This window comes from Kitasatospora sp. Ki12, from assembly GCF_054601375.1.
The window spans coordinates 2,757,578-2,780,108 of the sequence record NZ_BAAIHT010000002.1 but is presented as its reverse complement, the minus strand read 5'-3'; the positions used below and the strand labels follow the sequence as shown (position 1 = coordinate 2,780,108).

Sequence of the window (22,531 nt, the reverse complement as noted above, 5' to 3'; positions counted from 1 at the left end):
CCGGGACAGGCCGCGCGTGGCACCTCCTTTGCCGATCTGGAGAACCTCATGAGCGACACCACCACCATCCGCTGGGAGCAGGACCAGGACGGTGTGGTCACCCTCGTCCTCGACGACCCCACCCAGTCCGTCAACACCATGAACGAGGCCTTCACCGCCGACTTCGAGACCGTCGTCGGACGGTTGGCCGAGCTCGGGGACGGGCTGCGCGGCGTGGTGATCACCTCCGGCAAGAAGACCTTCTTCGCCGGGGGAGACCTGCGGATGCTCTCCGCAGCCCGCCCCGAGGACGCCGAGGCCGTCTTCGAGAAGTCGATGCGGATCAAGCGCTCGCTGCGCACGCTGGAGACCCTCGGCAAGCCGGTCGTCGCCGCCGTCAACGGCAGCGCGCTCGGCGGCGGCCTGGAGATCGCCCTCGCCTGCCACCACCGGATCGCGCTGAACACCCCGGCGAGCCGGATCGGCCTGCCCGAGGTCACCCTCGGCCTGCTGCCGGGCGGCGGCGGAGTGGTCCGTACGGTGCGGCTGTTCGGCATCACCGACGCACTGCTCAAGTTCCTGCTGCAGGGCAGCCAGTACCGCCCGGCGCAGGCGCACGAGCACGGGCTGGTGCACGAACTGGTCGACACCCCCGAGGAGTTGACCGCCCGGGCGCGCGCCTGGATCGAGGCCAACCCGGCCGCCGTCCAGCCCTGGGACGTCAAGGGGTACAAGATCCCCGGCGGCACCCCGTCGACCCCGGCCTTCGCCGCCAACCTGCCCGCCTTCCCGGCCAACCTGCGCAAGCAGCTGAACGGCGCGCCCTACCCGGCCCCGCGCAACGTGCTGGCCGCCGCCGTGGAGAGCGCCCAGGTGGACGTCGACACCGCGATGGCGATCGAGGCCCGCTACTTCACCGAGCTCGCCTGCGGCCAGACCAGCAAGAACATGATCCAGGCGCTGTTCTTCGACATGCAGGCCGTCAACTCCGGCGCCGGGCGCCCCAAGGGCGTCGAGAAGCGGACGGTCCGCAAGGTCGCCGTGCTCGGCGCCGGGATGATGGGCGCGGGCATCGCCTACGCCTGCGCCAAGGCCGGCATCGAGGTCGTGCTCAAGGACATGAGCACCGAGGCTGCCGAACGCGGAAAGGCCTACTCCGAAGGCCTGTTGGACAAGGCCGTCGCGCGCGGCCGCTCCACCGAGGCCAAGCGCGACGAACTGCTCGACCGGATCACCCCCACCGGCGACGCCGCCGACCTGGCCGGCTGCGACGCCGTCATCGAGGCGGTCTTCGAGAACACCGAGCTCAAGCACAAGGTGTTCCAGGAGATCGAGGGCGTCGTCGAGCCCGACGCCCTGCTCTGCTCCAACACCTCCACCCTCCCGATCGGCCTGCTCGCCGAAGGCGTCCGGCGCACCGGCGACTTCATCGGCCTGCACTTCTTCTCGCCGGTCGACAAGATGCGGCTGGTGGAGATCATCCGTGGCCCGCAGACCGGGGACGAGGCGCTGGCCCGCGCCTTCGACCTGGTCCGGCAGATCGACAAGACCCCGATCGTGGTCAACGACTCGCGGGGCTTCTTCACCTCGCGGGTGATCGGCCAGTTCCTCAACGAGGGCGTCGCCATGGTCGGCGAGGGCATCCACCCGTCCAGCATCGAGCAGGCCGCCGCCCAAGCCGGCTACCCCGCCAAGGTGCTCTCCCTGATGGACGAGCTCACCCTCACCCTGCCGCGCAAGATCCGCGACGAGTACCGGCGCTCGGTCGAGGCCGCCGGCGGCACCTGGACGCCGCACCCGGCGGACGCCGTGGTCGACCGGATGGTCGACGAGTTCGGCCGCCCCGGCCGCAGCGGCGGCGCGGGCTTCTACGAGTACGGCGAGGACGGCAAGCGCGGACGGCTGTGGCCGGGGCTGCTGGAGCACTTCGGCGGTGCCGGCTCGGGCGCTTCGGACGCCTCGGACGCCCCGGGCGACGCTCAGGGTGACGGCGGGGTGCCGTTCGAGGACCTCAAGGAGCGGATGCTGTTCAGCGAGGCGCTGGACTCGGTGCGCTGCCTGGAGGAGGGCGTACTGACCTCGGTCGCCGACGCCAACGTCGGGTCGATCCTCGGCATCGGCTTCCCGGCCTGGACCGGCGGCGTCTTCCAGTACATCAACGGCTACGAGGGCGGCCCGGCCGGCTTCGCGGCCCGGGCCCGCGAACTCGCCGCCGCGTACGGCGAGCGGTTCGCGCCGCCGGCGCTGCTGGAGCGGATCGCGGCCGAGGGGCGGACGTTCACGGACTGACCGGTCCGGGGGACCCGGGTGAGGGCGCGCGCGGCGAGGCCTCACCCGGGTCCCCGTGTCCGTTTTTGTGTCACTCCTCGCCCGGCTCCTCGCCCGGCTCCTCGCCCGGCTCTTCGCCGAGCTCCTCGCCCAGCTCCTCCCGGAGCGAGCGCTGGAACGCCGTGACCAGGGCCTGCGCCACCATCGGCTGGATGTGGTCCGTCAACGCCTTCATCCGGGCGAGCTCCGCCGGCGCCGGTTCGCTCTCCCGGTACGGCTTCCAGACCGTCTCCCGGAACAGCCGCTGCAACTCCCGCGCCGTCGCCCGGCTGTGCTCCACCACCACCGCCCGGGCGGCCAGCAGCGTCTCCAGCGGGATCGGCACGTCCAGGATCCGCACGCCAAGCGGCAGCAGGCCCGGATCGACCCGGAACACCTCCGGGTCCTCGGTCCGCTCCAGCGCCCCCATCGCCGCCAGCCGTTCGAGCTGCTCCTCCGACAGCCCCTGGCCGGCCCGCCGCTCCAGCTGTGCCCGGCCCAGCTCCTCGAGGGACTCGGGCGTCCAGGACGCCACCAGCGCCCGGTGGATCGCCAGGTCCAGCGGGGTGCTGTCCTCCGGCAGCCGTGCCAGGTACCGCTCGATGGCCGCCAGCGTCAGCCCCTGCCGCTGCAGCTCCTCGATCAGCTCCAGCCGGTCCAGGTGCGTCGCCCCGTACAGCCCCACCCGGCGCGGCCCCAGCTCCGGTGGCGGCAGCAGACCCTTGGTGCCGTAGAAGCGCACCGTCCGCACCGTCACCCCGGCGCGCGCCGCCAACTCGTCCACCGTCAGCCGCACCCCGCCCGCTACGGCGCCGTGCTCCCCCATCTGCTGCCTCCCACTGGCACACTCCTGCTGTGACAGCTGCAGTGTGACAGTGCTGCTCGTACCGGTCCACCGGTCCACCGGTGCGAGGGGTCGGTCCGCCGGTCCGAGGGGCGCCGGTCCGAGGGGCGCCGGTCCGTTGGTCTGGCGGCCCGTTGCCAGGGGTGGGCAGGCCGACGCCCCTGCCGGCCGCCGGGGCGGGAGTGGGCAGGGGCGTCGGTGCGGGGGTTCCCGGTTCCGTCGGTCCGGGGCCGGAGCGGGTCCGCTCGTTCCCCGGGTCGTCGCGGCGTGGGTCAGGCGAGGGCGGAGTGGTGGAGGCGGGTGACCTCGGGGTGGGCCCGGGTGTAGCCCTTCCACTCGTTGAGGCCGAAGTCGGCGAAGAGCGGGTTGTCCGGGTCCTCGGTGGCGCCGGGGGCGTGGTGGGCGAGCGGGAACTCCAGCGGCGCGATGTGGGCGTCGAGGCGCGGGTTGTAGAAGAACGGGACGGAGTAGCGCTCGCGGGCCCCGGCCGGGCTGATCACCCGGTGGCTGGTGGCCTTGAGGTAGCCGTCGGTGGCCACCTCCAGCAGTTCGCCGAGGTTGACGACGAAGGCGCCGTCGAGCGGCGGGACGTCGAGGAAGGAGCCGTCCTGTCGTTCGACCTGGAGGCCGCCGACCGTGTCCTGGAGCAGCAGGGTGATGAAGCCGTAGTCCTTGTGAGCGCCGACGCCCTGCCCGGCGCCGTCCGGGGCGGTGCCGGGGTAGCGGACCAGCTTGAGGCGCAGGTGGGGGTGGCCCGCGAAGGCCTCGTCGTAGAAGTCGGCGCGGGCGCCGATCGCGGTGAGGAGTTCGTGCAGCAGTCGCCGGGCGACGGCGCCGAGGCGGTCGATCCAGCCGAGCGCGGCGGTGCGCAGCTCGGGGAGCGCCTCGGGCCACTGGTTGGGACCCTCCAGCCACCAGTACGGGGGCTCGCCGCTGCCGGGCACGTGCGGGGGCAGCTCGGCGCCGATGTCCAGCTGGTCGCGCCAGTCCTGGCTGCCGCCGGTGCGCTCGTCGCCGGTGCGGGTGTAGCCCCGGTAGTGGGGGGAGTTGAGGTTGCTCACGGCGAGCCGGTCGGCTTCGGGGAGGGCGAAGAAGGCGCGCATGGCCTGGGTGAGCGCGGCCGTCTCCTGCGGGGTGACGCCGTGGCCGACGAGCTGGAAGAAGCCGACGCCGGTGGCCGCGGCGCGGAGCTCGTCGTGCAGACGGCGGCGCTCCTCCGGCGTGCCGTCGGCGAGCGAGAGGTCGATCACCGGGAGGGCGTCCGCGAGGGTGGAGCCGGTGCCGGTTTCGGGTATGGGCGTGTGCTGCTGCGTCATGTGTGACATCCGCTGGGTCTCGTCCCGGCCGGGCCCGGTGGTCGACCGGGGGCGCCGGAGCAACGCCTGGTGCGGCGTGTGCTGCGGGAGCCGGGAGGCGGGGGCGGCCGGGTGGGGCCGTCGTTGAGGGTGGGTGGAGCGAGGTTCAGCCGGAGCGTCGACAGGACATGGTGGTCACGCGGAGCAGGTCCACGTGGCGGCGGCGAACAAGGATGAGCACGTGACCAGCCTAGATGACGGGTTCGGCGGCAGGCGAGCCCCCTGCCGCGGAGGACCGCTCATCACTTGTCGGTGACCTTTCAAGTCTCGGGTGCGCGGATACCCGTGTGTGGCGGTGGGCGGCTCCTCTCGGGCGTTCTTCGGGCGTTCTTCGGGCGTTTGCCGGCGTTCTTCAGGCGTTGTTGAGGTACGCCAGGACGGCCAGGACCCGGCGGTTGTCGTCATCGGAGGGCTGGAGGTCGAGCCGGACGAAGATCGACGCGGTGTGCTTGGCGACTGCCCGTTCGGTGATCACCAGCTGCTGGGCGATGGCGGCGTTGGAACGGCCCTCCGCCATCAGCGCCAGCACCTGCCGCTCGCGCGGGGAGAGGGTGGAGACCGGGCCGGCCGAGGAATTGTGGGTGAGCAGCCGGGTGATCACCTCCGGATCCATCGCGGTGCCGCCCTGGGCGACCCGGCGGACGGCGTCGATGAACTGGGTGCCGTCCATCACCCGGTCCTTGAGCAGGTAGCCGATCCCGCCGGTGCTGCCCGCCAGCAGCTCGCGGGCGTACAACTGCTCGACGAACTGCGACAGCACCAGGACGGGCAGGCCCGGGTGGGCCTGACGGGCGGCCAGGGCCGCCCGCAGCCCCTCGTCGGTGAAGCCCGGCGGCAGCCGGACGTCGACGACGGCGATGTCCGGCCGGTCGGCGGCCACCGCGGCGAGCAGCTCGTCGCCGTTCTCGACCGCCGCGGTGACCTTCATGCCGTTGGCCTCCAGCAGCCTGGTCAGGCCGTCCCGGAGGAGGAAGAGGTCTTCGGCGATGACAACGCGCACGGGATCTCCAGGTTCACGATGGTCGGTCCACCGGACGGGCTGCTGATCGCCAGCACCCCGTCGAAGGCGGCCAATCTGCGTTCGGTTCCGCTGAGGCCGGTACCCCGGGACGGGTCGGCGCCGCCGCGCCCGTCATCGGTGACCGATATCCGCAACAGCCCGTCACTGTGCCCTATCTCGATCCACACGTGCGAGGCACCCGCGTGCTTCACCACGTTGGCCAGCAGCTCGGTGACCGCGAAGTAGGCCGCCGACTCCACCGGCGCGGGCACCCGGCCCGGCAGGACGCCGGTGAAGGTGACCGGCAGCGGGAGGTCCAGCGCGGTCGCCTGCACCGCGTCGGCCAGCCCGCGGTCGGCGAGCACCGGGGGGTGGATGCCGCGGACCAGGTCCCGCAGCTCGCCGAGCGCCTTCACCGAGGACGTCCGGGCCTCGGCCAGCAGCGGGCCCAGGGCATCCGGGTCGTCCTTCAACTGCTCGGCCACGGTCAGCAGCATGCCCAGGGCGACCAGCCGGGCCTGCGCCCCGTCGTGCAGGTCCCGCTCGATCCGGCGCAGCTCGGCGGCCCCGGCGTCGATGGTGTCCGCCCTGGTGCGGGCCAGGTGGCTGACCTGGTGGGCGAGCCGGGCCTGCCGGGAGGGCCCGAGCAGGGACCGGACGGCCCGCTCGTGGATCCGCAGGACCGGTGGGGCGGCCCACAGGGCGGCCGCCGGGGCGGCGCACAGCCCCAGCCCGTAGACGATGGCCAGCGGGAAGAACGGCCCGTGCCGGCCGAAGACCTCCAGGGCGATCGGGGTGAACAGGACGACCGCGGCGGTGAGCAGCACCGCGGCGCCGGAGAGCAGGGCCCAGGCGGCGTCCCGCCAGGTCGCCGGGTCGGTCAGCCAGCCGCCGGCCCGCAGCCGCTGCCAGGGGCCGGCCGCGCCGGGCGGGCGCCGGTACGGCACCGGGACCGGCCGTCCGCTCCACTTCCCGACCGTCCGCCTGCTCTCCGTCGCGATCCAGCGCGCGCCGAACAGCCCGAGCACCAGCAGCGCGGGCGCCAGCCAGAGCGAGACCGAGCGGCCGCCGGGCGCGGCGCCCCCGTAGAGGTGCGTCGCCATCACCGCGAGCGAGCCCGGGGCGAACAGGGCGGCCCCGACCGCCCGGCCGCCGCCCCCGGTGGCCCAGCAAAGTGCCCAGAGCGCGACCGGCCCCAGCGGCACCGCGAGGAAGAACGGACCGCCGGGCCCGAACGGCCCGGCATCCTCCGGGCCGAACAGCGCGGCGGCCAGCAGCAGCGGCCCGGCCAGCAGCGAGATCAGGCCCGTCACGGCCAGCGTCACCGCGTACCAGGCGCGCACGCCGTCCACACAGGCCCGGCCCACCCGCCAGGCGACCCCGCCCACCACTCCCGTCATCGCCTCCGCCCGCTCCTCCATCTGTGCTCCCACCCGCGCTTCCGCCTGTACGTCCGCACCCATGAGGCGCCCCCTCGCCGTCCCGGAGCCCCCGCAGGGAGGCCCGAAGCCCGTGGCCCCGAGGCCCTCGCGGGCCCCGGTTCCGATCTTTCGCGGGCTCAGTCTGCCCGGCAGCGACGGCCGATGCTCTAGGCCTGGACGCCCAGTTCGGGGTGTATCTGGATACACCCCGCAGACGCCGTCCAGACGGCTGTCCGCACCCCCGCGCCGGTTCGTAGCGTCGTGTCCCGTCAGCCGGCCCGGGTCCCTCCGGGCCGGATCCCGAACCGTGGAGGGCCCGTGAACGCGCCGATCATCCGGATCCGCGGCGTCAGCAAGACGTACGACCGATCCGCCGCCGCCCGCCCCGCGCTGGCCGGGCTCGACCTGGAGGTACGGGCCGGCGAGGCGCTGGCCGTGCTCGGCCGCTCGGGCAGCGGCAAGTCCACCCTGTTGAACCTGATCGCCGGCCTCGACCGCCCGAGCGAGGGAGCGGTGGAGGTGGACGGCGTGGCCGTCCACGAGCTGGGCGAGGCCGCGCTGGCCGAGTACCGGCGGCGCCGGATCGGCATGGTGTTCCAGTTCTTCAACCTGCTGGACGACCTGGACGTCGAGGACAACGTGCTGCTCCCGGCCCAGCTCGCCGGGATGCGGCGGGAGCCGGCCCGCGCCCGGGCCGGGGAGCTGCTGGAGCGACTGGGCGTGGCCCGGCACGCCAAGGCCTTCCCCGGCCGGCTCTCCGGCGGCGAGCGCCAACGGGTGGCGGTGGCGCGGGCCTTGATGAACCGCCCGCCGGTGCTGCTGGCCGACGAGCCCACCGGGGCGCTGGACACCGCCTCGGCCGCCGACGTCCGCGATCTGCTGCGCGGGCTCAACGAGGAGGGTCAGACGGTGGTGCTGGTCACCCACGACACCGCGCTCGCCGAGGCCTGCGCCCGCCGGACGATCGAGCTGCTCGACGGCCGGCTGGTCCGGGACACCGCGGCCGCGGCGGCCCCCGGGGGTGCGCGGTGAGCGGGCGGGGCGGGTGGTCCGGAGCAGGGCGGGTGCGGGCGGTCCGCGCCCGGCGGAACGGGGTGCGCGGATGAGCGCCCTCGGCAAGGTGGTCCGGGCCGGGGTGGGCCGCAAGCGGGTGCAGACCCTGGTCATGGTGCTCACCACGATGGCGTCCGTGACGGCATGCGTCCTCGCGGTCGGGCTGCTGGTCGCCGCCCGGGGGCCGTACCAGCGGTCCTTCGCCGACCAGCACGGCGCGCACCTCAACGTGCTGTACGACCCGGCCGCGGCGAGCCCCGCCCAGCTGGCCGCAGCCGCCCACGCGCCCGGCGTGACGGCCTCGGCGGGCCCGTACGCAGCCGTCACCGTCCAGCCGCGCGCGGGGGAGGACAGCAGCATCCCGCCGCCCGGCAGCCCGCTCCCGGCGATGACACTGGTCGGCCGGGCCCAGGACGGACCGCTGGACGGCCTGCGGATCACCATGGGCCGGTGGGTCGCGGGCCCCGGCGAGGTGGTGTTCCCGGACGGCCGCTCCCCGCTGGCCGTCGGAGAGAGCCTCCGGTTCCCGGACCTGCCCGGGCAGCCGACGCTCAAGGTGGTCGGCCTCGCCTCCTCCGTCTCCTGGAGCGCGGACGGCTGGGTCGCCCCCGAGCAGCTCGCCGGGCTCACCGCGCCCGGCACGACGCCCGCCGCCCAGTACCTCTACCGCTTCGCCCACGCCGGCACCGACGCCGAGCTGGAGGCCGACCACGCCGCGCTCGCCGCCGCGGTGCCGGCCGGCGCGCTCACCAGGGCGACCTCCTACCGGCCCGCCCAGCAGGAGGCCGACCGGACGGCCTCGACCTTCGTCCCGTTCGTCACGGCCTTCGGGGTGCTCGGCCTCGCCATGTCTGTGCTGATCATCGGCGTCGTGGTCAGCGGTGCCGTCACCGCCGCCACCCGGCGGATCGGCATCCTCAAGTCGCTGGGCTTCACCCCGGCCCAGGTGGCGCGCGCCTACGTCGGCCAGGCCCTGATCCCCGCCGGGATCGGCACGGCGCTCGGCGTGCTCGGCGGGAACCTGCTCGCCGTGCCGGTCCTCGGCATCGCCCGGAAGGCGCTGCGCGGCGGCCTGCTCGGCATTCCGCTCTGGGTGGACCTCGCCGTCCCGGCGGCGGCGCTGGCCGCCGTGGCGGGCACCGCGCTGGTGCCCGCGCTACGGGCCGGGCGGCTGCGCACGGTGGAGGCGCTCGCGGTCGGCCGGACGGCGCCGGGCGGCAAGCAGGCCGCGGCCCGGCGCGCCCCCGGCAGGGCCCCGGGCCGGGCCGGAGCGGCGGGCCTCCTGGCGGGAGTGCGGAACGCGATCGGCCGGCTGCCGGTGCCGCGCTCGCTGAGCCTCGGGCTGGCGAGCCCGCTCAACCGGCCGGGCCGCTCGGCGACCACCGGGGCCGCGGTGGTGCTCGGCACGGCCGGGGTCACGCTCTGCGTCGGGCTGACGCTCTCGCTCGGCCTGCTCCAGGACGGCCTGGAGGCCGGGCGCGCGGGCGAGGTCGTGGTCCAGGCCCCGATCGAGGGCACCACCAAGCCCCCCGAGCGGGTGGACGAGGCGGCCGTGGCCAGGGCGATCGCCGCCCGACCGGGCACCCGCGCCTGGTACAGCAGCGTCCCCACCCCGGTGGCCGTGGCCGGGAACACCGGCCGCTCGGAGGTGGTCGCGTTCAGCGGCGACGTCTCGTGGAGCGGCTACCAGCTGGTCTCCGGCCGCTGGTTCCGGGGCGCCGGCGAGGTCGTGGTCGGAGCGGCCTACCTCCGTGCCAACCAGGCGAAGGTCGGCGACACCGTGACTCTCACCGACCACGGCCGCACCACCCCCGCGACGATCACCGGCGAGGTCCTGACCACGGGCGACTTCGTCTACGTGGACCGGGCCACCCTCGCCCCGCTCGGCGGCACCGTCGCCGCCGAGGCGATCTCCTTCCGCATCGACCTGGAGCCCGGCACCGACGCGAAGGCGTACGTCGACGCGCTCGACGGCGCGGTCCGCCCGTTGGGGCTGGGTGCCGAGCCGGGGGAGCGGCACATCAACATCGTGGTGCTGGCGATGAACACCTTGGCCGGGACGCTCACGCTGCTGCTCTCCGTGGTCGCGGGGCTCGGGGTGCTCAACACAGTGCTGCTGGACACCCGGGAGCGGGTGCACGACCTCGGGGTGCTCAAGGCGCTCGGGATGTCGCCCCGGCAGACCGTCGGCATGGTGCTCACCTCGGTCTGCAGCAGCGGGCTGGTGGCCGGGCTGATCGGGGTACCGATCGGGATCGCCGTGCACCACGAGGTGATGCCCGCGATGGCCCGCGCCGCCGGGGTCGGGGTGCCCGACGGGGACCTCGGCGTGTTCGAGCCGGCGGTGGTGGGGCCGCTGATACTCGGCGGCCTGGTCCTGGCCCTGCTCGGCGCCGTCCTCCCGGCCACCTGGGCGGCCCGCACCAGGACGGTCACGGCCTTGCGGACGGAGTGACGGCAGCGGAGCGACGGTGACCGAGTGACGGCCCTGCGGACAGAGTGAGGTGGTGCGGGTGCGGGTGCGGGTGCGGGTGCGGGTGCGGGTGCGGGTGCGGGTGCGGTGACGGCGAGGGCGAGTCGGCCGTCGGTCGGCCGGTGGCCGAGGGCCGCTCCTCCCCCCGCAGGAGCGGCCCGTTCCGGAGAACCCCGACCAGGGGCCCCGGGCGGCCGTCAGACCGTCAGACCGTCAGGCCATCGGACCGTCAGGCCAGCCGTGCCGCCGCGTACGCCTCCATGGCGGCGCGCTGGTACGCGGCCAGGCCCGGGGCGATGGCCTCGTACGCGGCGCTCCACTGCTCGTGGTCGGTGCAGGAGCGGGCGATCGCGAGGTACTCCTCCGTCGGGACGGATCGGACCGCACCGAGCAGCCGGTACTCCTCGTCGATCATGGTCTGCACGGGCTCGGCGTCGGCCGGGTGGCCGGCCGCCATCTGCTCGGCCAGGCGGATCATGCGCGCGGTCCGCTCGCGCTGCCCGGCCTCGACCTCCTCCGGGCTCATCGCGGCGGTCGCGCGCCGGGCCGCCTCGGCGTGCTCGGGGAAGTCGCGCAGGCTCGCGTCGACGTCGGCGGGCTGGATGCCCTCGAACAGGTTCTCGGGTCGGTTGATGGTCATGGGTGTGCCGTCCTTCCGGGAGCGTTCCAGGTCGGCGATCGTGCGGGAAACGGTGGCGGCCAGGGCCTCCAGCCGGTCGCGCTCGGCGACCAGCTGCCGGTGGTGGCCCCGCAGGGCGTCCAGCTCGTCCACCTGCTCGCCCAGGATCCGGGCGATCTCGGTCAGCCCCACGCCCAGCGCCCGCAGCACGAGGATCTGCTGCAGCTGCAGCAACTGCCGTTCCTCGTAGTAGCGGTGGCCGTTGGAGCCGATCCGGGCCGGTGGCAGCAGTCCGATCTCGTCGTAGTGCCGCAGCGTCCGGGCGGTCACCCCGGACATCCGGGCGACCTCCGCAATCGGCCAGGCCATGGCTGCCTCCCTCGTTCCGGGTCCCCACGTTCGTCGTGACCGGGGCCGGTTCCTCCGGCCCTGGTCACGACCGTAGAAGCTGCCGCTGCGGCAGCTTCAAGCCCGGACTCCAACGGCCCCGCAGCCGGACGCGAGCCGCCGGTCCGGCTGCGCCCGTCCGGCTACGCCTCGTCGAACCAGTCCAGGGACTGCCCGTGCGGCCCGGTGAAGGCCACCGGCCGCTCGTCCAGGGCGAGCGCGAACAGCCCGGATCCGGTCGGGGCCGGGCGGGGCAGCCGACGGGCCACGGCCGGCAGGACGGAGACCGCCTCGTTGGAGATCCAGTGCCCGGGCAGCTGGCGCACGGTCGCCGCGAACTCCTCGCGGGCCGCCGGTGACAGGTAGGCGAGGACGGCGCTGTGGAACACCACCGGAGTCGCTCCGGCCGGCACCCGCGCCACCAACTCCCGTACCGTGGCGTTGAGATCGCCGCGCACAAGCAGCGGCGGTTCGGCCCGGGCGACCCGGACGGCGCCGCGCAGCCGGTCCAGACGGTGGGTCTGCTCCGGCCAGACCAGCGACTCCAGCCAGCGGATGTCGTCCTCGGACCGGACGTCCAGCGGGTTGAGGTCGATCCCCGCCCGCCAGACCACCTCCGGCAGCCGCTCCCGCAGGGCCGGGGTGATCGGCGCCGGGCCGCTCACCGTGCAGTCCAGCGTCACCGGGCTCTCCGCCGCGCCGAACTCTGCCACCGTGGTGTCGCCACCGCCGTTGCCGTCGCCACCGCCGTCCGCGCGCAGATACCGGTAGCGGTACCGGTCCGGGTACAGGCAGAGCCCGGCCGATGCCCCCACCTCGATCAGCGCGAGCGGCTGCGGCAGCGTGGCCAGCAACGGCAGCAGGGTGGCGCAGCGGCCCGACTCATTGGTCTGCGTCAGGCGTTCCAGCATGGTCGCCGAGGTCCCGTCCCAGTGGGCGGTCACCCAGTCCCGGAAGGCCGGCCAGCCCTCCGTGACCGGTCCGCCCAGGTGGCGGACGGCGCCGAACAGCAGGTTCGGCTGCCGCTTCGGGGCCGGCAGCCCGTCCAGCAGCGCGCACAACCGCGCGTCCCCGGCGACGTGCTCGGCGAGGTCCTGGTAGATCGCCGAGTTGCCGCGGGCCTCCCGCTCCGCGAATGCGCGGTAGGCGTTCCCCGTGTCACTGTGCATCCCGCTGGGGTCCTTTCGGATGATCGAAACCGACCCAGCCTACGCCTGGCCCGCTCCGCTCCCGACTGCCCCTCAGCTGCCGTCCAGACAGGCCCCGACAGGCCCCCGACAAATCCTCGGCAGGCCCTCGACGGCTCCCCGACGGGTTCCCCCGACGGCCGCGGCGTCACCCCAGCATGCCGCCCATGTGCCCGTCCTCGGCGAGCAGCCGCCAGGAGCAGCCGGGCGAGCCGAAGGCCTCCGGGTCGACGGCCTCCACCAGCCGGTCCACCACGGTGCTCAGCAGCGACTGCGGGTCGAACACCGCCCAGGTGTCGTGGCTCCGGCCGTAGTCCCAGCGTTCCCACTCGGCGCGCAGCCGCTCGTACGTCCACAGGGCGTAGAGCAGGGCGGACAGGTCGCGGTTCAGGTAGGCCTCGGGCTGGCCGTCGTCGTACCAGTCCGGCAGCTCCAGCCGGCCGGTGGCGCCGTCCAGGGCGATGGTGAGGTCCGTCGGCCAGTCGCCGAGGGCGATGAAGTCCCGCTGGTACGGGCGTTCCTCCTCGCCGTCGAAGTACTCCGGGTACGCCTCGCCCATGGTGACCAGCGGCTCCTCGCACACCCCGAACATCGCCCCGCCCAGCGGCAGCCCGACCTCGGTCAGCAGCCGCCTGGTCGGCTCGTGCACCAGGGCGGCGGGCAGGTGCTCGCGCCGGAAGCGGTGCACCTGGCCGGGGCCGTCGGCCTCGTCGGTCAGCGCGGCGAGTTCCGCCACCAGCTCGGGGCCGACCTCGTACGCGGGCCCGTCCGGACCGCCCGGCAGCGCGCCCCAGCCCAGCGCGTGGACCAGCAGCGCGGTGTCCCAGTGCGCGGGTGGCGTGGCGTCGCCCGCGAACAGGGCCGGGTCGACCTCCCGCATCCGCCGCTCGGCCCGGGCCATGACCTCGGCCACCACCGCCGGGCCGCGCCTCCCGTCCAGGGCCTCCGGCCGTCGGGCGGCCTCGGCGACCGCCTCGACCTCCCGCACCAGCCCGGCCAGCGCGGTCAGGTCGGAGGCCAGCGGATCCCGCCGCGGGCCGCCGTTGTCCAGGAACACCTCGCCGGTCACGCCGTCCAGCAGTACCAGGTTGCCGACGGCCGCGAACGGCGTGCAGTAGTCCGTCTCCCCGAGGACGAACAGCCGCTCCGCGTCCGCCGGGAACGGCCGTACCGCCCCGAACTCCAGGAACGCCCCCGCGGCCGGCAGACCTCCGCCCGCCAGGAACTCCCGGCTCCCCGCGTGCACCACCCCGCCCGGCGAACCCGCCACCTGCTCACACCCCACGTATCCCCACCCTTCCCCCCACCTTTCCCCGGCCCTGACCCCCAGACCCTAGCGGCCCGGCCGGACATCGCCGTGCGGGTTTCCGGTCCGGGGCAGCGTCGGCCTTGGGGGCGGCGGGGCGGTTTCGCCACGGAGGGGTTCGCCGGGCCGCCCCGTACCGGCACCGCCGCGCCTCCGCCGTCGGGCCGCCGCACCTCAGCCGCGGGGCGCCTACACCTCCGCCGTCGGGTCGACGTTCCAGCGTGCGGGCACGTCGGCGTCGCAGGACGCGCAGACGTAGTGCTCCTCGCGGACCAGGTTGGTCGTGCCGCACCCGGGGCAGCGGCGGAAGACCGCCGCGTAGGTGAAGGCACCGGGGTGCGGCAGGCCGAGGCGGGTGAGGGCGGCGGTCACGGCGGGCCAGGAGGTGGGCTCGGGGCAGTAGCCGGTGGAGTGGTTGCTGACCGTCTCGACCTCCCAGCCGCCGCCCGACCGCCGGAACCCGACCTCCCCGGCGCTCAGCACCGGCTCCCCGCCCGCGCACGCCACGTGCTCGCTGCGGCGCGGGGCGAGCCGCAGCGCGCCGCCGAGGTCGATCACGAAGGTGAACGGTTCGGTCAGCTCCTCCGCGGTCCGGGCGTCCGCCCAGGCGGCGAACTCGTCAGCCGTCCGCACGGGTAGGCCGGCCGGTCCGCCGGCTTCCCGCAGCTCCGGCGGCCCCACGTACCGGTACGCCCGGCCGAAGCCGACCGTCACCTCCGCCGTGACGCCCCGTTCGGCCAGCCGCGCCCGCCAGTACGCCATCTCGACGGCCGTCCCGCTCAGCCCGAAGCCGGTCAGCTCGGCGAGGAGTTCACGGGCCCGCGACAGCGAGGCCTCCGAACCCTCCCGGATCGCCCGCAGCGCCGCAACGGGGGAGGCGGGCGGACCGGTGAGCCGGAGCCGAGCCGGCCCATGGGCGGTCAGCAGCGCCTCGCGGACGTCCTGCGGCACCGGGCCCGGCCCGAACTGCTCGCACAGGTGGACGCCACACTGCGGGCAGCAGCGTTCGGCGTCCCACCACAACTCCCGCCCGTCCACCAGGAACTGCCCGGCGCTCCGAACGGTGCTGCCCCCGCAGTCCCAGCACCGGACGGCCATCCGCACGCCCTGCTCCGTACCGGTCATGCCCGACACCCTACGGCGGCAGCCCGGCAGCCCGGCAGCCCAGGGGGAGGGGGCGAGGCGTTACCTGCTGATCGGGACCCCGGGACCGGAGTCCGGGACCGAGGCTGGGGCCGGGAACACCGCGATCCTGCGGTGGCCGGAGCACGAGGGCTACCCGGTGGCCGAGGAGGCCGCCAGGACGTCATCGCCCTGCGGCAGGCCATGGGCGAACCGGAGCCCCGGCGGGACCCGTCGTTTCGTGGAGGCCGCGGTCGACGTCCGGGGGCGCGGCCCGCCTCCCCTCCTCACGCCTCCCGCCGGCCGGGGTCCTCGTCCGCCGCCTCCAGCCGGACGAGGACGAGCATGGTCTCCTCGTCCGGTTCCACGTGGGCGGCGCGGACGCGGTGGCGGCCGGCGGGCAGGTCGAGGCGGAGCCGGTGTTCGGCGGCGGACTCCTCGCCCGTCCACCCGGCGTCGAACAGGTACACCGGCCCGTCCGGTACCTCCCAGGCCGACTCCGGCTCCCAGGAGGCGAGTCGAAGCGCCTGCGGTACGGCGGCGAGGACCGCCTCCTCCGATTCCGCCGCCATCCACCGCAGCAGCAGGCCCTGTTCGGGCAGGTAGGCGGTCGACATCGGCTCCTCGCCCAGGACCAGGGCCTGGGCCCCGCCGACGTCCAGCGGCCCGGTGAAGCCGTCGACCCGGCAGGCCCGGTCGTAGTCCGCGCCCGCGCAGCCGGTCCAGGCGGCCAGCGCCGTCCCGGGGACGAGCACCAGCGGCCCGCCCTCGGAATCGATCCACTCCAGCAGGTCCATCCACTCCATCCGGTCCATTCGGTCCATCCGGGCAAGGTATCCGGCCGGAGGGACAACCCCGGGGGGCCGGGCGAGCCCGAGGGGCCCGGGCGGACCCGAGAGGGGTCAGGCGAGCCCGCCGGCCTTCCGGGCCGCCTGTTCCACGCGGTCGTGGTGGGCCTTCCACCAGTCCGCGTCGCCCTCGGCGGTGTTGACGCCGTCGGGGCGCTGGCCGGTGGCGCCGTCCACGAGCTCGCGGACCAGGTCGGCGTGGCCGGCGTGCCGGTGGCTCTCGGCGATCATGTGGACGAGTACCCGGTGCAGGGTCTGCTCGGGGCGGTCGCCGAACGGGAGCCGGCCGGTCGCGTCCAGCGGCAGGGCCTCGACGGTGGCGTCCGAGTGGGCCCAGACGCGCCGGTAGCGTCCGACGATCTCCTCGGTGCTCTCGTCGGCCCGCGCCCACAGGTCGCCGTTCGGCTCGGTGTCGCCGAGGAACCACAGGGGGGTCGGCTCGGGGAAGGGCCGTCCGAAGGTGTCGCCGAAGTACAGCGCCTCGGCCCCGGTGAGGTGCTTGACCAGTCCGAGCAGGTTGGTCCCGGTGGGGGTGAGCGGGCGGCGCAGGTCGTATTCGGAGAGGCCTTCGAGCTTCCACAGCAGGACGTCGCGGGCGTCCTGGAGGTAGACCCGAAGATCGGTCTTGTCATCCGTCGCAGTCATGGGATCAGTCTGTTGATCACGGCAGGCCTGTCCATCGATTTCCGGCGCCGGCCGGTCGCCAACCCGTGCCATGATCAAGGAGGTTGACCTGGTCACCGCAGCGGAGGGGCTGACATGGCCGACGGCTGGACCTGGGACGAGACGCTGTTCGCCGGAACGGCCGCCCACTACACGCGCGGCAGGCTCCCGTACGCCCCCGGGCTGGCGGAGGCGCTGGCCGACGCACTCTCGCCGGACGGGCACGGCCGGCTGCTCGACGTGGGGTGCGGGCCGGGGACGCTGGCACTGGGACTGGCCCACCTGTTCGGCGAGGTCGTGGGGCTGGACCCGGACGCCGGGATGATCGCCGAGGCACGGCGGGCGGGCGCCGGGGAGGCCAGGGCCACCTGGGTGCGGGCCCGGGCCGAGGAACTGCCGCTGGGCCTCGGCACCTTCACGGTGGTGACCTTCGGCCAGTCCTTCCACTGGATGGACCGCGACCTGGTGGCGGCGACCGTACGGCGGATGCTGCGCCCCGGCGGCGCGCTGGTGCACGTCTCGGACCTGAAGCCGGACCCAGCCTCGGATTCGGACCGGAAGCCGGCGCCGGACCTGAAACCGGATCCGGACCCGAAGCCGGCGCCGGACCTGAAGCCGGCGTCGGACCTGAAGCCGGACCGGAATCCGGGCCCCGGCGCGGTTCTGCCGCACCCGTCCGTGCCGTTCGCCGAGATCGGCGAGCTGGTCCGGCGCTACCTCGGCCCGGTCCGCCGGGCCGGCCAGAGCCTGCTGCCGTACGGCACGCCGGGCGGTGAGGCCGCCGTCCTCGCCCGGGCGGGATTCACCGGCCCGCAGCGGATCGTCGTACCGGGCGGGCAGCCGTTGGAGCGTACGGCCGACGACGCGGTCGCGGGCGTGTTCTCGCTCTCCTTCTCGGCCCCGCACCTCTTCGCCGGCCGCCGTCCGGCCTTCGAGGCGGACCTGCGCGGTCTGCTCGCGCGGGCCTCCCCGTCGGGCCTGTTCTCGGAGCGGCAGCCGGGGCACCGAGGTGCACATCTGGCGTCTCCCGCAGGAGGGCTGACGATCGGTCAAGTAGTCTGCGGGACAGGCGCATTCAGCGGAGGACGTCGAGGACCTGCTTCTGCAGGCCGTTGCTGTAGACCTCGTGCTCGACCAGCTTCAGCTTCTGGGCGTCCTTGTCCGTGGTGCTGAAGAGTCGCTTGCCGGCGCCGAGGAGCAGGGGGAAGACGAGCAGGTGGTAGCGGTCGACCAGGCCGGCGTCGGAGAGGGCCTGGTTGAGGGCGGCGCTGCCGTGGACGATGATCGGGCCGCCTTCGGTCTCCTTCAGTGCGGCGACCTCGTCGAGCGAGCGCAGGATGGTGGTCTCGCCCCAGTTCGACACCAGGTCGTCGTCGGTGAGGGTGGTGGAGACGACGTACTTGGGCAGGGTCTTGTAGCGGGCGAAGTCCGCCATGTCCGGCCACACCTGGCTGAAGGCCTGGTAGCTGGTGCGGCCCAGCAGCATCGCGCCGGCCTCCTCCTGCTCGCGGCCCTTGATCTCGAACGCCTCGGGGACGAACTCGATGTCCTTGAAGGTCCAGCCGGAGTTCCGGTAGCCGGGCTCACCGCCGGGGGAGTCGACGACGCCGTCGAGGGAGATGAAAGCGGAGCTGATCAGGGTGCGCATCTGCGGGTCCTCTGTCCTTGTTCTCGTACGTGTTCGGAAGTTCGGAGGTTCGGGGCTCAGGAGGCTCGGGGGCTCAGCCGAGCAGCCCGGTCAGCCACCGCTGCCAGGCGGCCTCGGCTCCGGCTCCGGCCCCAGCCTCGGCCCCGGCCCCGTCCCCGGTCGGCATCGGGCCGAAGAGGTGGTGGAACATCAGGACCACGCCGGAGCCGTGGTGGAAGGTGTAGAGCCCGTCGGCGGTGCGGACCTCGAAGCGTTCGTCGTCGGCCCAGACCACCTCGCCGTCCAGCGGCGGCAGCCCGGCCGGTTCGCCGTACGCCCGTGCGCCCGGGGTGACCGGCAGGGGCAGTGACAGGGCGTCGGCGAGGGCCGTCCGGATCTCCGGCTGGGTCCGCCCGGGGGCCGGGGCCACGGCGAAGACGGGGACGGCGGTGCGCCCGGGGAAGTGGGCGAGGTACTCGCGGAGCGTGTGGAGGTGGAAGGGCCAGCCGCGGCGCAGCGCGTCGTACTCGTCCTGCCAGTCGTCGCCGAGCAGGCCGCTGTGGACGACGCGGAGCACGGTGGAGCCGCCGTCCCGACCCTCGATCAGGTACTCGAAGGCCATGAACCGGCCGTCCTCGGCGGTGGCCGTACGGGTGGCCAGGCGCTTGCCGGGCTCGTAGGCGGTGATCACCGCCTCCTCGCGGTGGCCGCCGGTCTCCATGACGGCGGTGCCGCCCTCGCGCGGGTCCAGCTCGTTGCGGCCCATGAACCAGGAGTCGATCCCGGGGCCGGTGGCGATCGCCTCCCAGACCTCCTCCGGGCTCGCGGGCAGGGAGGTCTCCAGCTCGATCTCGAACGGGTGGGTCATCGTGGGTTCTCCTGGTTCGCTCCGGCCTCGGCCTGTTCCGCCCCGGCTCCGGCCTGTTCCGCCCCGGCGCCGGGTTCTTCCGCCCCGGCCTCGGCCTGTTCCGCCCCGGCTGCGGGCTGGGCCGCGCCGGGGGTCTGGGGGATCTGGTGGAGTCCGACGACCACCCGGTGGCTGCGGCCCCCGGGGGCGGACTCGTCGTGGTAGCGGCTGACGAGGGTGGCCACGGCCTGGGCCAGTTCCTCGGCGAAGGCCGTCCGGTCGGCCGCGGAGGCGAACCGCACCTGGGCGTCGATGCCGAAGGTGGCGACCCGTCGGCGGGCCTTCGCGGCGCCGGTGAGCAGGCTCCCGACCTCCTGCACCAGCCGGGAGCCCAGGGCGAGCAGCCAGCGGGCGGAGAGCTGGTCGGGCGAGCGGGCCGGGTCGGGGCTGACGGCGGCCAGGACGCTGGGGGAGATCACGTAGGAGGCTGCGGTGGCGCGGTAGACCCGTTCGGTGACGTTGCCCTTGCGCCGCTCCTCGGCGAGTTCGACGAGTCCGTGCCGTTCCAGTTCCTTCAGGTGGTAGTTGACCTTCTGTCGGGGCAGGTCCAGGCGGCCGGCCAGCATGGCGGCCGAGCCGGGCTCGGCCAGGGCGGCGAGGATGCGGGCCCGGATCGGATCCAGGGACGCCTCGGCCGCCGCGGGGTCTTCGATCACAGCGACGTCCAGCACTCCTCCAGGATCCAGCCGACAAGAAAATTTGTCAAGGAAAAAAGACTTGTCGGTAGTCCGTTCGGCCGAGCGCGGCCACCCACTCGGTCGACCGCCGTCACCCGTCCGGTCGGGCACTCCGTGCCCGTGCGTCGGCCGCACCTGCCGTGACCTGGCACGGAGAGTGACGGGTGGGGCTACAGGGTCGGACTTGAATCTTTGCGAACAGATGTTCGATCCTGGGGCTGTGCCCGTTTTCGAATCTGTTTTCGAATCCACCGTCGAGCAGCCCCCGCGCCCCCTGCTCCGACCGGTGGCGCTCCCGGCTGCCGTGCCGGAGGAGCCGGGCGACGGACGGACGGAGCCCCGGGGCCTGCTGCCGGTGCCGAACGCGCTGCGGGAGGTCCTGCCGGACGGCGGGCTGCGGCGCGGGAGCGCGGTGTCGGTGGCGGGCGGGGACACCGGACTGCTGCTGGCGCTCGCCGCCGGGGTGCGGGAGACCGAGGGCGGCTGGGCGGCGGCGGTCGGGCTGCCGGACCTGGGGCTGGCCGCCGCCGAGGGGTACGGACTGGACCTGCGCCGGCTGCTGGTCGCCGACGACCCGGGGCCGCACTGGGCCGAGGTGGTGTCGGTGCTGGCCGGCGCGGTCGAACTGGTCATGCTGCGCCCGGACGGCCCGGTGCCGCCGAAGCTGGCCGCCCGACTGGCGGCGGTGCTGCGGCGCAGCGGCTGCGTCCTGCTGGTGGCCGGGCCCTGGCCGGGCGCGGCGCTGCGGCTGGGGGTGCGGTCCGGGCGCTGGTTCGGGCTGGGCGACGGCCACGGGCAGCTCACCGGCCGGCAGGTGGAGGTGGTGGCCGAAGGGCGCGGCTCGGCGGTGCGCGGCCGGACGGCCCGCCTCTGGCTGCCGGACGAGCGCGGCGAGGTGCGCCCGCTCCAGGAACGCCCGCTCCAGGAACGCCCGGACCGGGCGGGCCCGCCCCAGGAGCAGCCGCGACCCGCGACGGAACCGGTGGCACCACGCATCGCGGCGGTGGTCTGAGATGGCCGGCAGCGGCACGCCCCGGAACGGCACATCCGAGCCCGGCACGCCCCGGAACGGCACATCCGAGCCCGGCACGCCCGGCACCGCCGAGGACCGCACCCCCCGGGTGCTGGTGGTCTGGTGCCCGGACTGGCCGGTGGTGGCCGTCACCGGCGACGACCCGGTGGCGGTGACCGAGGGCGGGCGGATCCTCGCCTGTTCGGTGGGTGCCCGGGCGGCCGGGGTGCGGCAGGGGCAGCGGCTCAAGCTGGCCCAGCGGCTCTGTCCGGAGCTGGAACTGCGCGACCGCGACCCGGAGGCGGAGACCCGCCGCTTCGAGCCGGTGGTCGCCGCGGTGGAGGCGTTCACACCCCGGGTGGAGGTGATCCGACCCGGCCTGTGCGCGATCCCGGTGAAGGGCCCAGGCCGTTACTTCGGCGGCGAGGAGGCGCTGGCCGCCAAGGTCCGTACGGCGGTGGCGGAGGCCCTCGGGCGACCGCCCGTCCCGGACGCCGTCCCAGGCGCGGTGAACCCCGAAACTCCCGCCACGCCCGAAAACCCCGAAAGCCCCGAGGCCCCCAGAGCGCCCGCCACCCCCGACACCCCCAACACCCCCGCCACCCCCCACGCCCAGGTCGGCGTCGCCGACGGCCTGTTCGCCGCCGTGCTGGCCGCCCGCGCCGGGGTGCTGGTCCCGGCCGGGCGGACGGGGGAGTTCCTCGCCCCCTACCCGGTGAGCGCGCTGGGCGACGAGGGGCTGGCCGAGCTGCTCGGGCGGCTCGGCCTGCCGACCGTCGGGGCGTTCGCCGCGCTGCCGGCGGAGGCGGTCGCGGACCGCTTCGGCCCGTCCGGGACGGTCGCGCACCGGCTGGCCCGGGGGCTGCAGCCGCGTCCGCTGGTGCCGCGTGACCAGGAGCCGGACCTCGCCGTCGAGCAGCGTTTCGATCCGCCGGAGCCGCTGGCCGAGCCGCTGGTGTTCGTCGCCCGCACGCTGGCCGAGGCGCTGCACCGGCGGCTGGCCGGGGCCGGGCTGACCTGCCGACGGGTGGCCGTCGAGGTGGCCTGCGCGGACGGCCGGACGGTCTCCCGGCTGTGGCGGCACGAGGGCCGGCTGTCGGCGACGGCGTTGGCCGAGCGGGTGCGCTGGCAGTTGCAGGCCTGGCAGGGCATGGGCGCCTTCACCGATGAGCAGGAAGGTTTCACCCTGCTCCGCCTGGCCCCCGACGGCCTCTCCCCGGACCAGGGCCGCCAGCTGGCGCTGTGGGGCCAGGCCGTCGCCGACGACCGGGTGGAGCGGGCGGTCGCCCGGGTGCAGGCGGTGCTCGGGCACGCGGGGCTGCGCCGGATCGAGCCGGCCGGCGGGCGCGGTCCGGGGGAGCAGGCGGTCAGGGTGCCGTGGGGCGAGCCGTACGAGGCGGCGGTGCCCGCCGACGCGCCCTGGCCGGGGCGGCTGCCGGAGGTGTGGCCGGCCGTGGTGCTGCGGGAGCCCGCGCCGGTGCGGGTGCTGGACGAGGCCGGGCGGCCGGTGACGGTGGACGGCCGGGCGGGGGTGTCGGCCCGGCCGGCCCTGGTCGTGGTCCGGGGGCGGGAGGAGCCGGTGGACGGCTGGACGGGGCCCTGGCCGGCGGTCGAGTACTGGTGGGACCAGTCGCTCGCCCGCCGCCGGGCCCGGTTCCAGGTCGTGGTGGGCGGCGGCCGGGCGCTGCTGCTCACCGTGGAGGGGGGTGCGTGGTACCTGGAGGCCGGTTACGACTAGCGGTCC

Annotated in this window: 18 protein-coding genes and 1 pseudogene; 6 read left to right on the top strand and 13 right to left on the bottom strand. The window is 74.9% G+C overall.

The window, feature by feature from the left end:
• The first annotated feature begins 48 nt into the window (after positions 1-48).
• Positions 49-2,268 (top strand): 3-hydroxyacyl-CoA dehydrogenase NAD-binding domain-containing protein, encoded by a 2,220-nt coding sequence (locus ACYP53_RS29950; RefSeq protein ID WP_459649675.1) that lies wholly within the window; start codon positions 49-51, stop codon positions 2,266-2,268.
• Positions 2,269-2,338: 70 nt separating this feature from the next.
• On the opposite strand, the gene ACYP53_RS29945 is transcribed toward ACYP53_RS29950, so the two are convergent.
• The 4 genes from ACYP53_RS29945 to ACYP53_RS29930 all read right to left on the bottom strand — a co-directional run bounded on the left by ACYP53_RS29945 (position 2,339) and on the right by ACYP53_RS29930 (position 6,918).
• Positions 2,339-3,112 (bottom strand): MerR family transcriptional regulator, encoded by a 774-nt coding sequence (locus tag ACYP53_RS29945; protein ID WP_459649674.1) that lies wholly within the window; start codon positions 3,110-3,112, stop codon positions 2,339-2,341.
• A 290-nt stretch (positions 3,113-3,402) separates the two neighbouring features.
• Complete coding sequence (locus tag ACYP53_RS29940) at positions 3,403-4,446, bottom strand: isopenicillin N synthase family dioxygenase (RefSeq protein WP_189914655.1); 1,044 nt, start codon at positions 4,444-4,446, stop codon at positions 3,403-3,405.
• 391 nt (positions 4,447-4,837) lie between these two features.
• Entirely contained in the window at positions 4,838-5,485 is a 648-nt protein-coding gene (locus tag ACYP53_RS29935; RefSeq protein WP_189914653.1) for a response regulator, read from the bottom strand.
• Positions 5,437-6,918 carry a sensor histidine kinase gene (locus ACYP53_RS29930; RefSeq protein WP_459649673.1) on the bottom strand — a complete coding sequence of 494 codons (1,482 nt, stop codon included), beginning with the start codon at positions 6,916-6,918 and terminating at the stop codon, positions 5,437-5,439. Before ACYP53_RS29930 ends, ACYP53_RS29935 begins: the two co-directional genes overlap by 49 nt.
• A 306-nt stretch (positions 6,919-7,224) precedes the next feature.
• Between ACYP53_RS29930 and ACYP53_RS29925 the strand changes: the two genes are divergently transcribed.
• Entirely contained in the window at positions 7,225-7,938 is a 714-nt protein-coding gene (locus ACYP53_RS29925) for an ABC transporter ATP-binding protein (RefSeq protein ID WP_459649672.1), read from the top strand.
• Between the two features lie 70 nt (positions 7,939-8,008).
• On the top strand, positions 8,009-10,414 hold the full coding sequence (locus ACYP53_RS29920; RefSeq protein WP_459649671.1) for an ABC transporter permease: 2,406 nt from the start codon (positions 8,009-8,011) through the stop codon (positions 10,412-10,414).
• 247 nt (positions 10,415-10,661) lie between these two features.
• On the opposite strand, the gene ACYP53_RS29915 is transcribed toward ACYP53_RS29920, so the two are convergent.
• The 6 genes from ACYP53_RS29915 to ACYP53_RS29890 form a co-directional block, all read right to left on the bottom strand.
• Complete coding sequence (locus ACYP53_RS29915) at positions 10,662-11,420, bottom strand: MerR family transcriptional regulator (protein WP_459649670.1); 759 nt, start codon at positions 11,418-11,420, stop codon at positions 10,662-10,664.
• A gap of 161 nt (positions 11,421-11,581) precedes the next feature.
• Entirely contained in the window at positions 11,582-12,607 is a 1,026-nt protein-coding gene (locus ACYP53_RS29910) for a DUF2332 domain-containing protein (RefSeq protein ID WP_189914647.1), read from the bottom strand.
• Between the two features lie 166 nt (positions 12,608-12,773).
• The gene (locus ACYP53_RS29905) at positions 12,774-13,895 is read right to left on the bottom strand and encodes an SUKH-4 family immunity protein (protein ID WP_189914645.1); all 1,122 of its coding nucleotides are present in this window, start codon (positions 13,893-13,895) and stop codon (positions 12,774-12,776) included.
• Between the two features lie 225 nt (positions 13,896-14,120).
• Entirely contained in the window at positions 14,121-15,056 is a 936-nt protein-coding gene (locus ACYP53_RS29900) for a hypothetical protein (protein ID WP_459649669.1), read from the bottom strand.
• A gap of 284 nt (positions 15,057-15,340) precedes the next feature.
• Positions 15,341-15,877, bottom strand: coding sequence for an Imm21 family immunity protein (locus ACYP53_RS29895; RefSeq protein WP_459649668.1), 537 nt, complete (start codon positions 15,875-15,877; stop codon positions 15,341-15,343).
• A gap of 78 nt (positions 15,878-15,955) precedes the next feature.
• Positions 15,956-16,546: a DinB family protein gene (locus ACYP53_RS29890; protein WP_459649667.1), complete on the bottom strand. Its 591-nt coding sequence runs from the start codon at positions 16,544-16,546 to the stop codon at positions 15,956-15,958.
• Between the two features lie 114 nt (positions 16,547-16,660).
• Here ACYP53_RS29890 and ACYP53_RS29885 point away from each other — a divergent pair.
• A pseudogene (locus ACYP53_RS29885) lies at positions 16,661-17,606 on the top strand (class I SAM-dependent methyltransferase).
• Between the two features lie 33 nt (positions 17,607-17,639).
• On the opposite strand, the gene ACYP53_RS29880 reads toward ACYP53_RS29885, so the two are convergent.
• The 3 genes from ACYP53_RS29880 to ACYP53_RS29870 form a co-directional block, all read right to left on the bottom strand.
• Entirely contained in the window at positions 17,640-18,212 is a 573-nt protein-coding gene (locus ACYP53_RS29880; protein ID WP_459649666.1) for a dihydrofolate reductase family protein, read from the bottom strand.
• Positions 18,213-18,285: 73 nt separating this feature from the next.
• Positions 18,286-19,059 carry an SRPBCC family protein gene (locus ACYP53_RS29875; RefSeq protein WP_459649665.1) on the bottom strand — a complete coding sequence of 258 codons (774 nt, stop codon included), beginning with the start codon at positions 19,057-19,059 and terminating at the stop codon, positions 18,286-18,288.
• A complete protein-coding gene (locus ACYP53_RS29870) occupies positions 19,056-19,769 on the bottom strand; it encodes a helix-turn-helix domain-containing protein (RefSeq protein WP_189925676.1) in 714 nt (237 codons plus the stop codon). Before ACYP53_RS29870 ends, ACYP53_RS29875 begins: the two co-directional genes overlap by 4 nt.
• Before the next feature lie 292 nt (positions 19,770-20,061).
• Between ACYP53_RS29870 and ACYP53_RS29865 the strand changes: the two genes are divergently transcribed.
• Both ACYP53_RS29865 and ACYP53_RS29860 read left to right on the top strand, forming a co-directional pair.
• A complete protein-coding gene (locus ACYP53_RS29865) occupies positions 20,062-20,787 on the top strand; it encodes a hypothetical protein (protein ID WP_459649664.1) in 726 nt (241 codons plus the stop codon).
• Between the two features lies 1 nt (position 20,788).
• Positions 20,789-22,525 (top strand): DNA polymerase Y family protein, encoded by a 1,737-nt coding sequence (locus ACYP53_RS29860; RefSeq protein WP_459649663.1) that lies wholly within the window; start codon positions 20,789-20,791, stop codon positions 22,523-22,525.
• Positions 22,526-22,531: the final 6 nt, after the last annotated feature.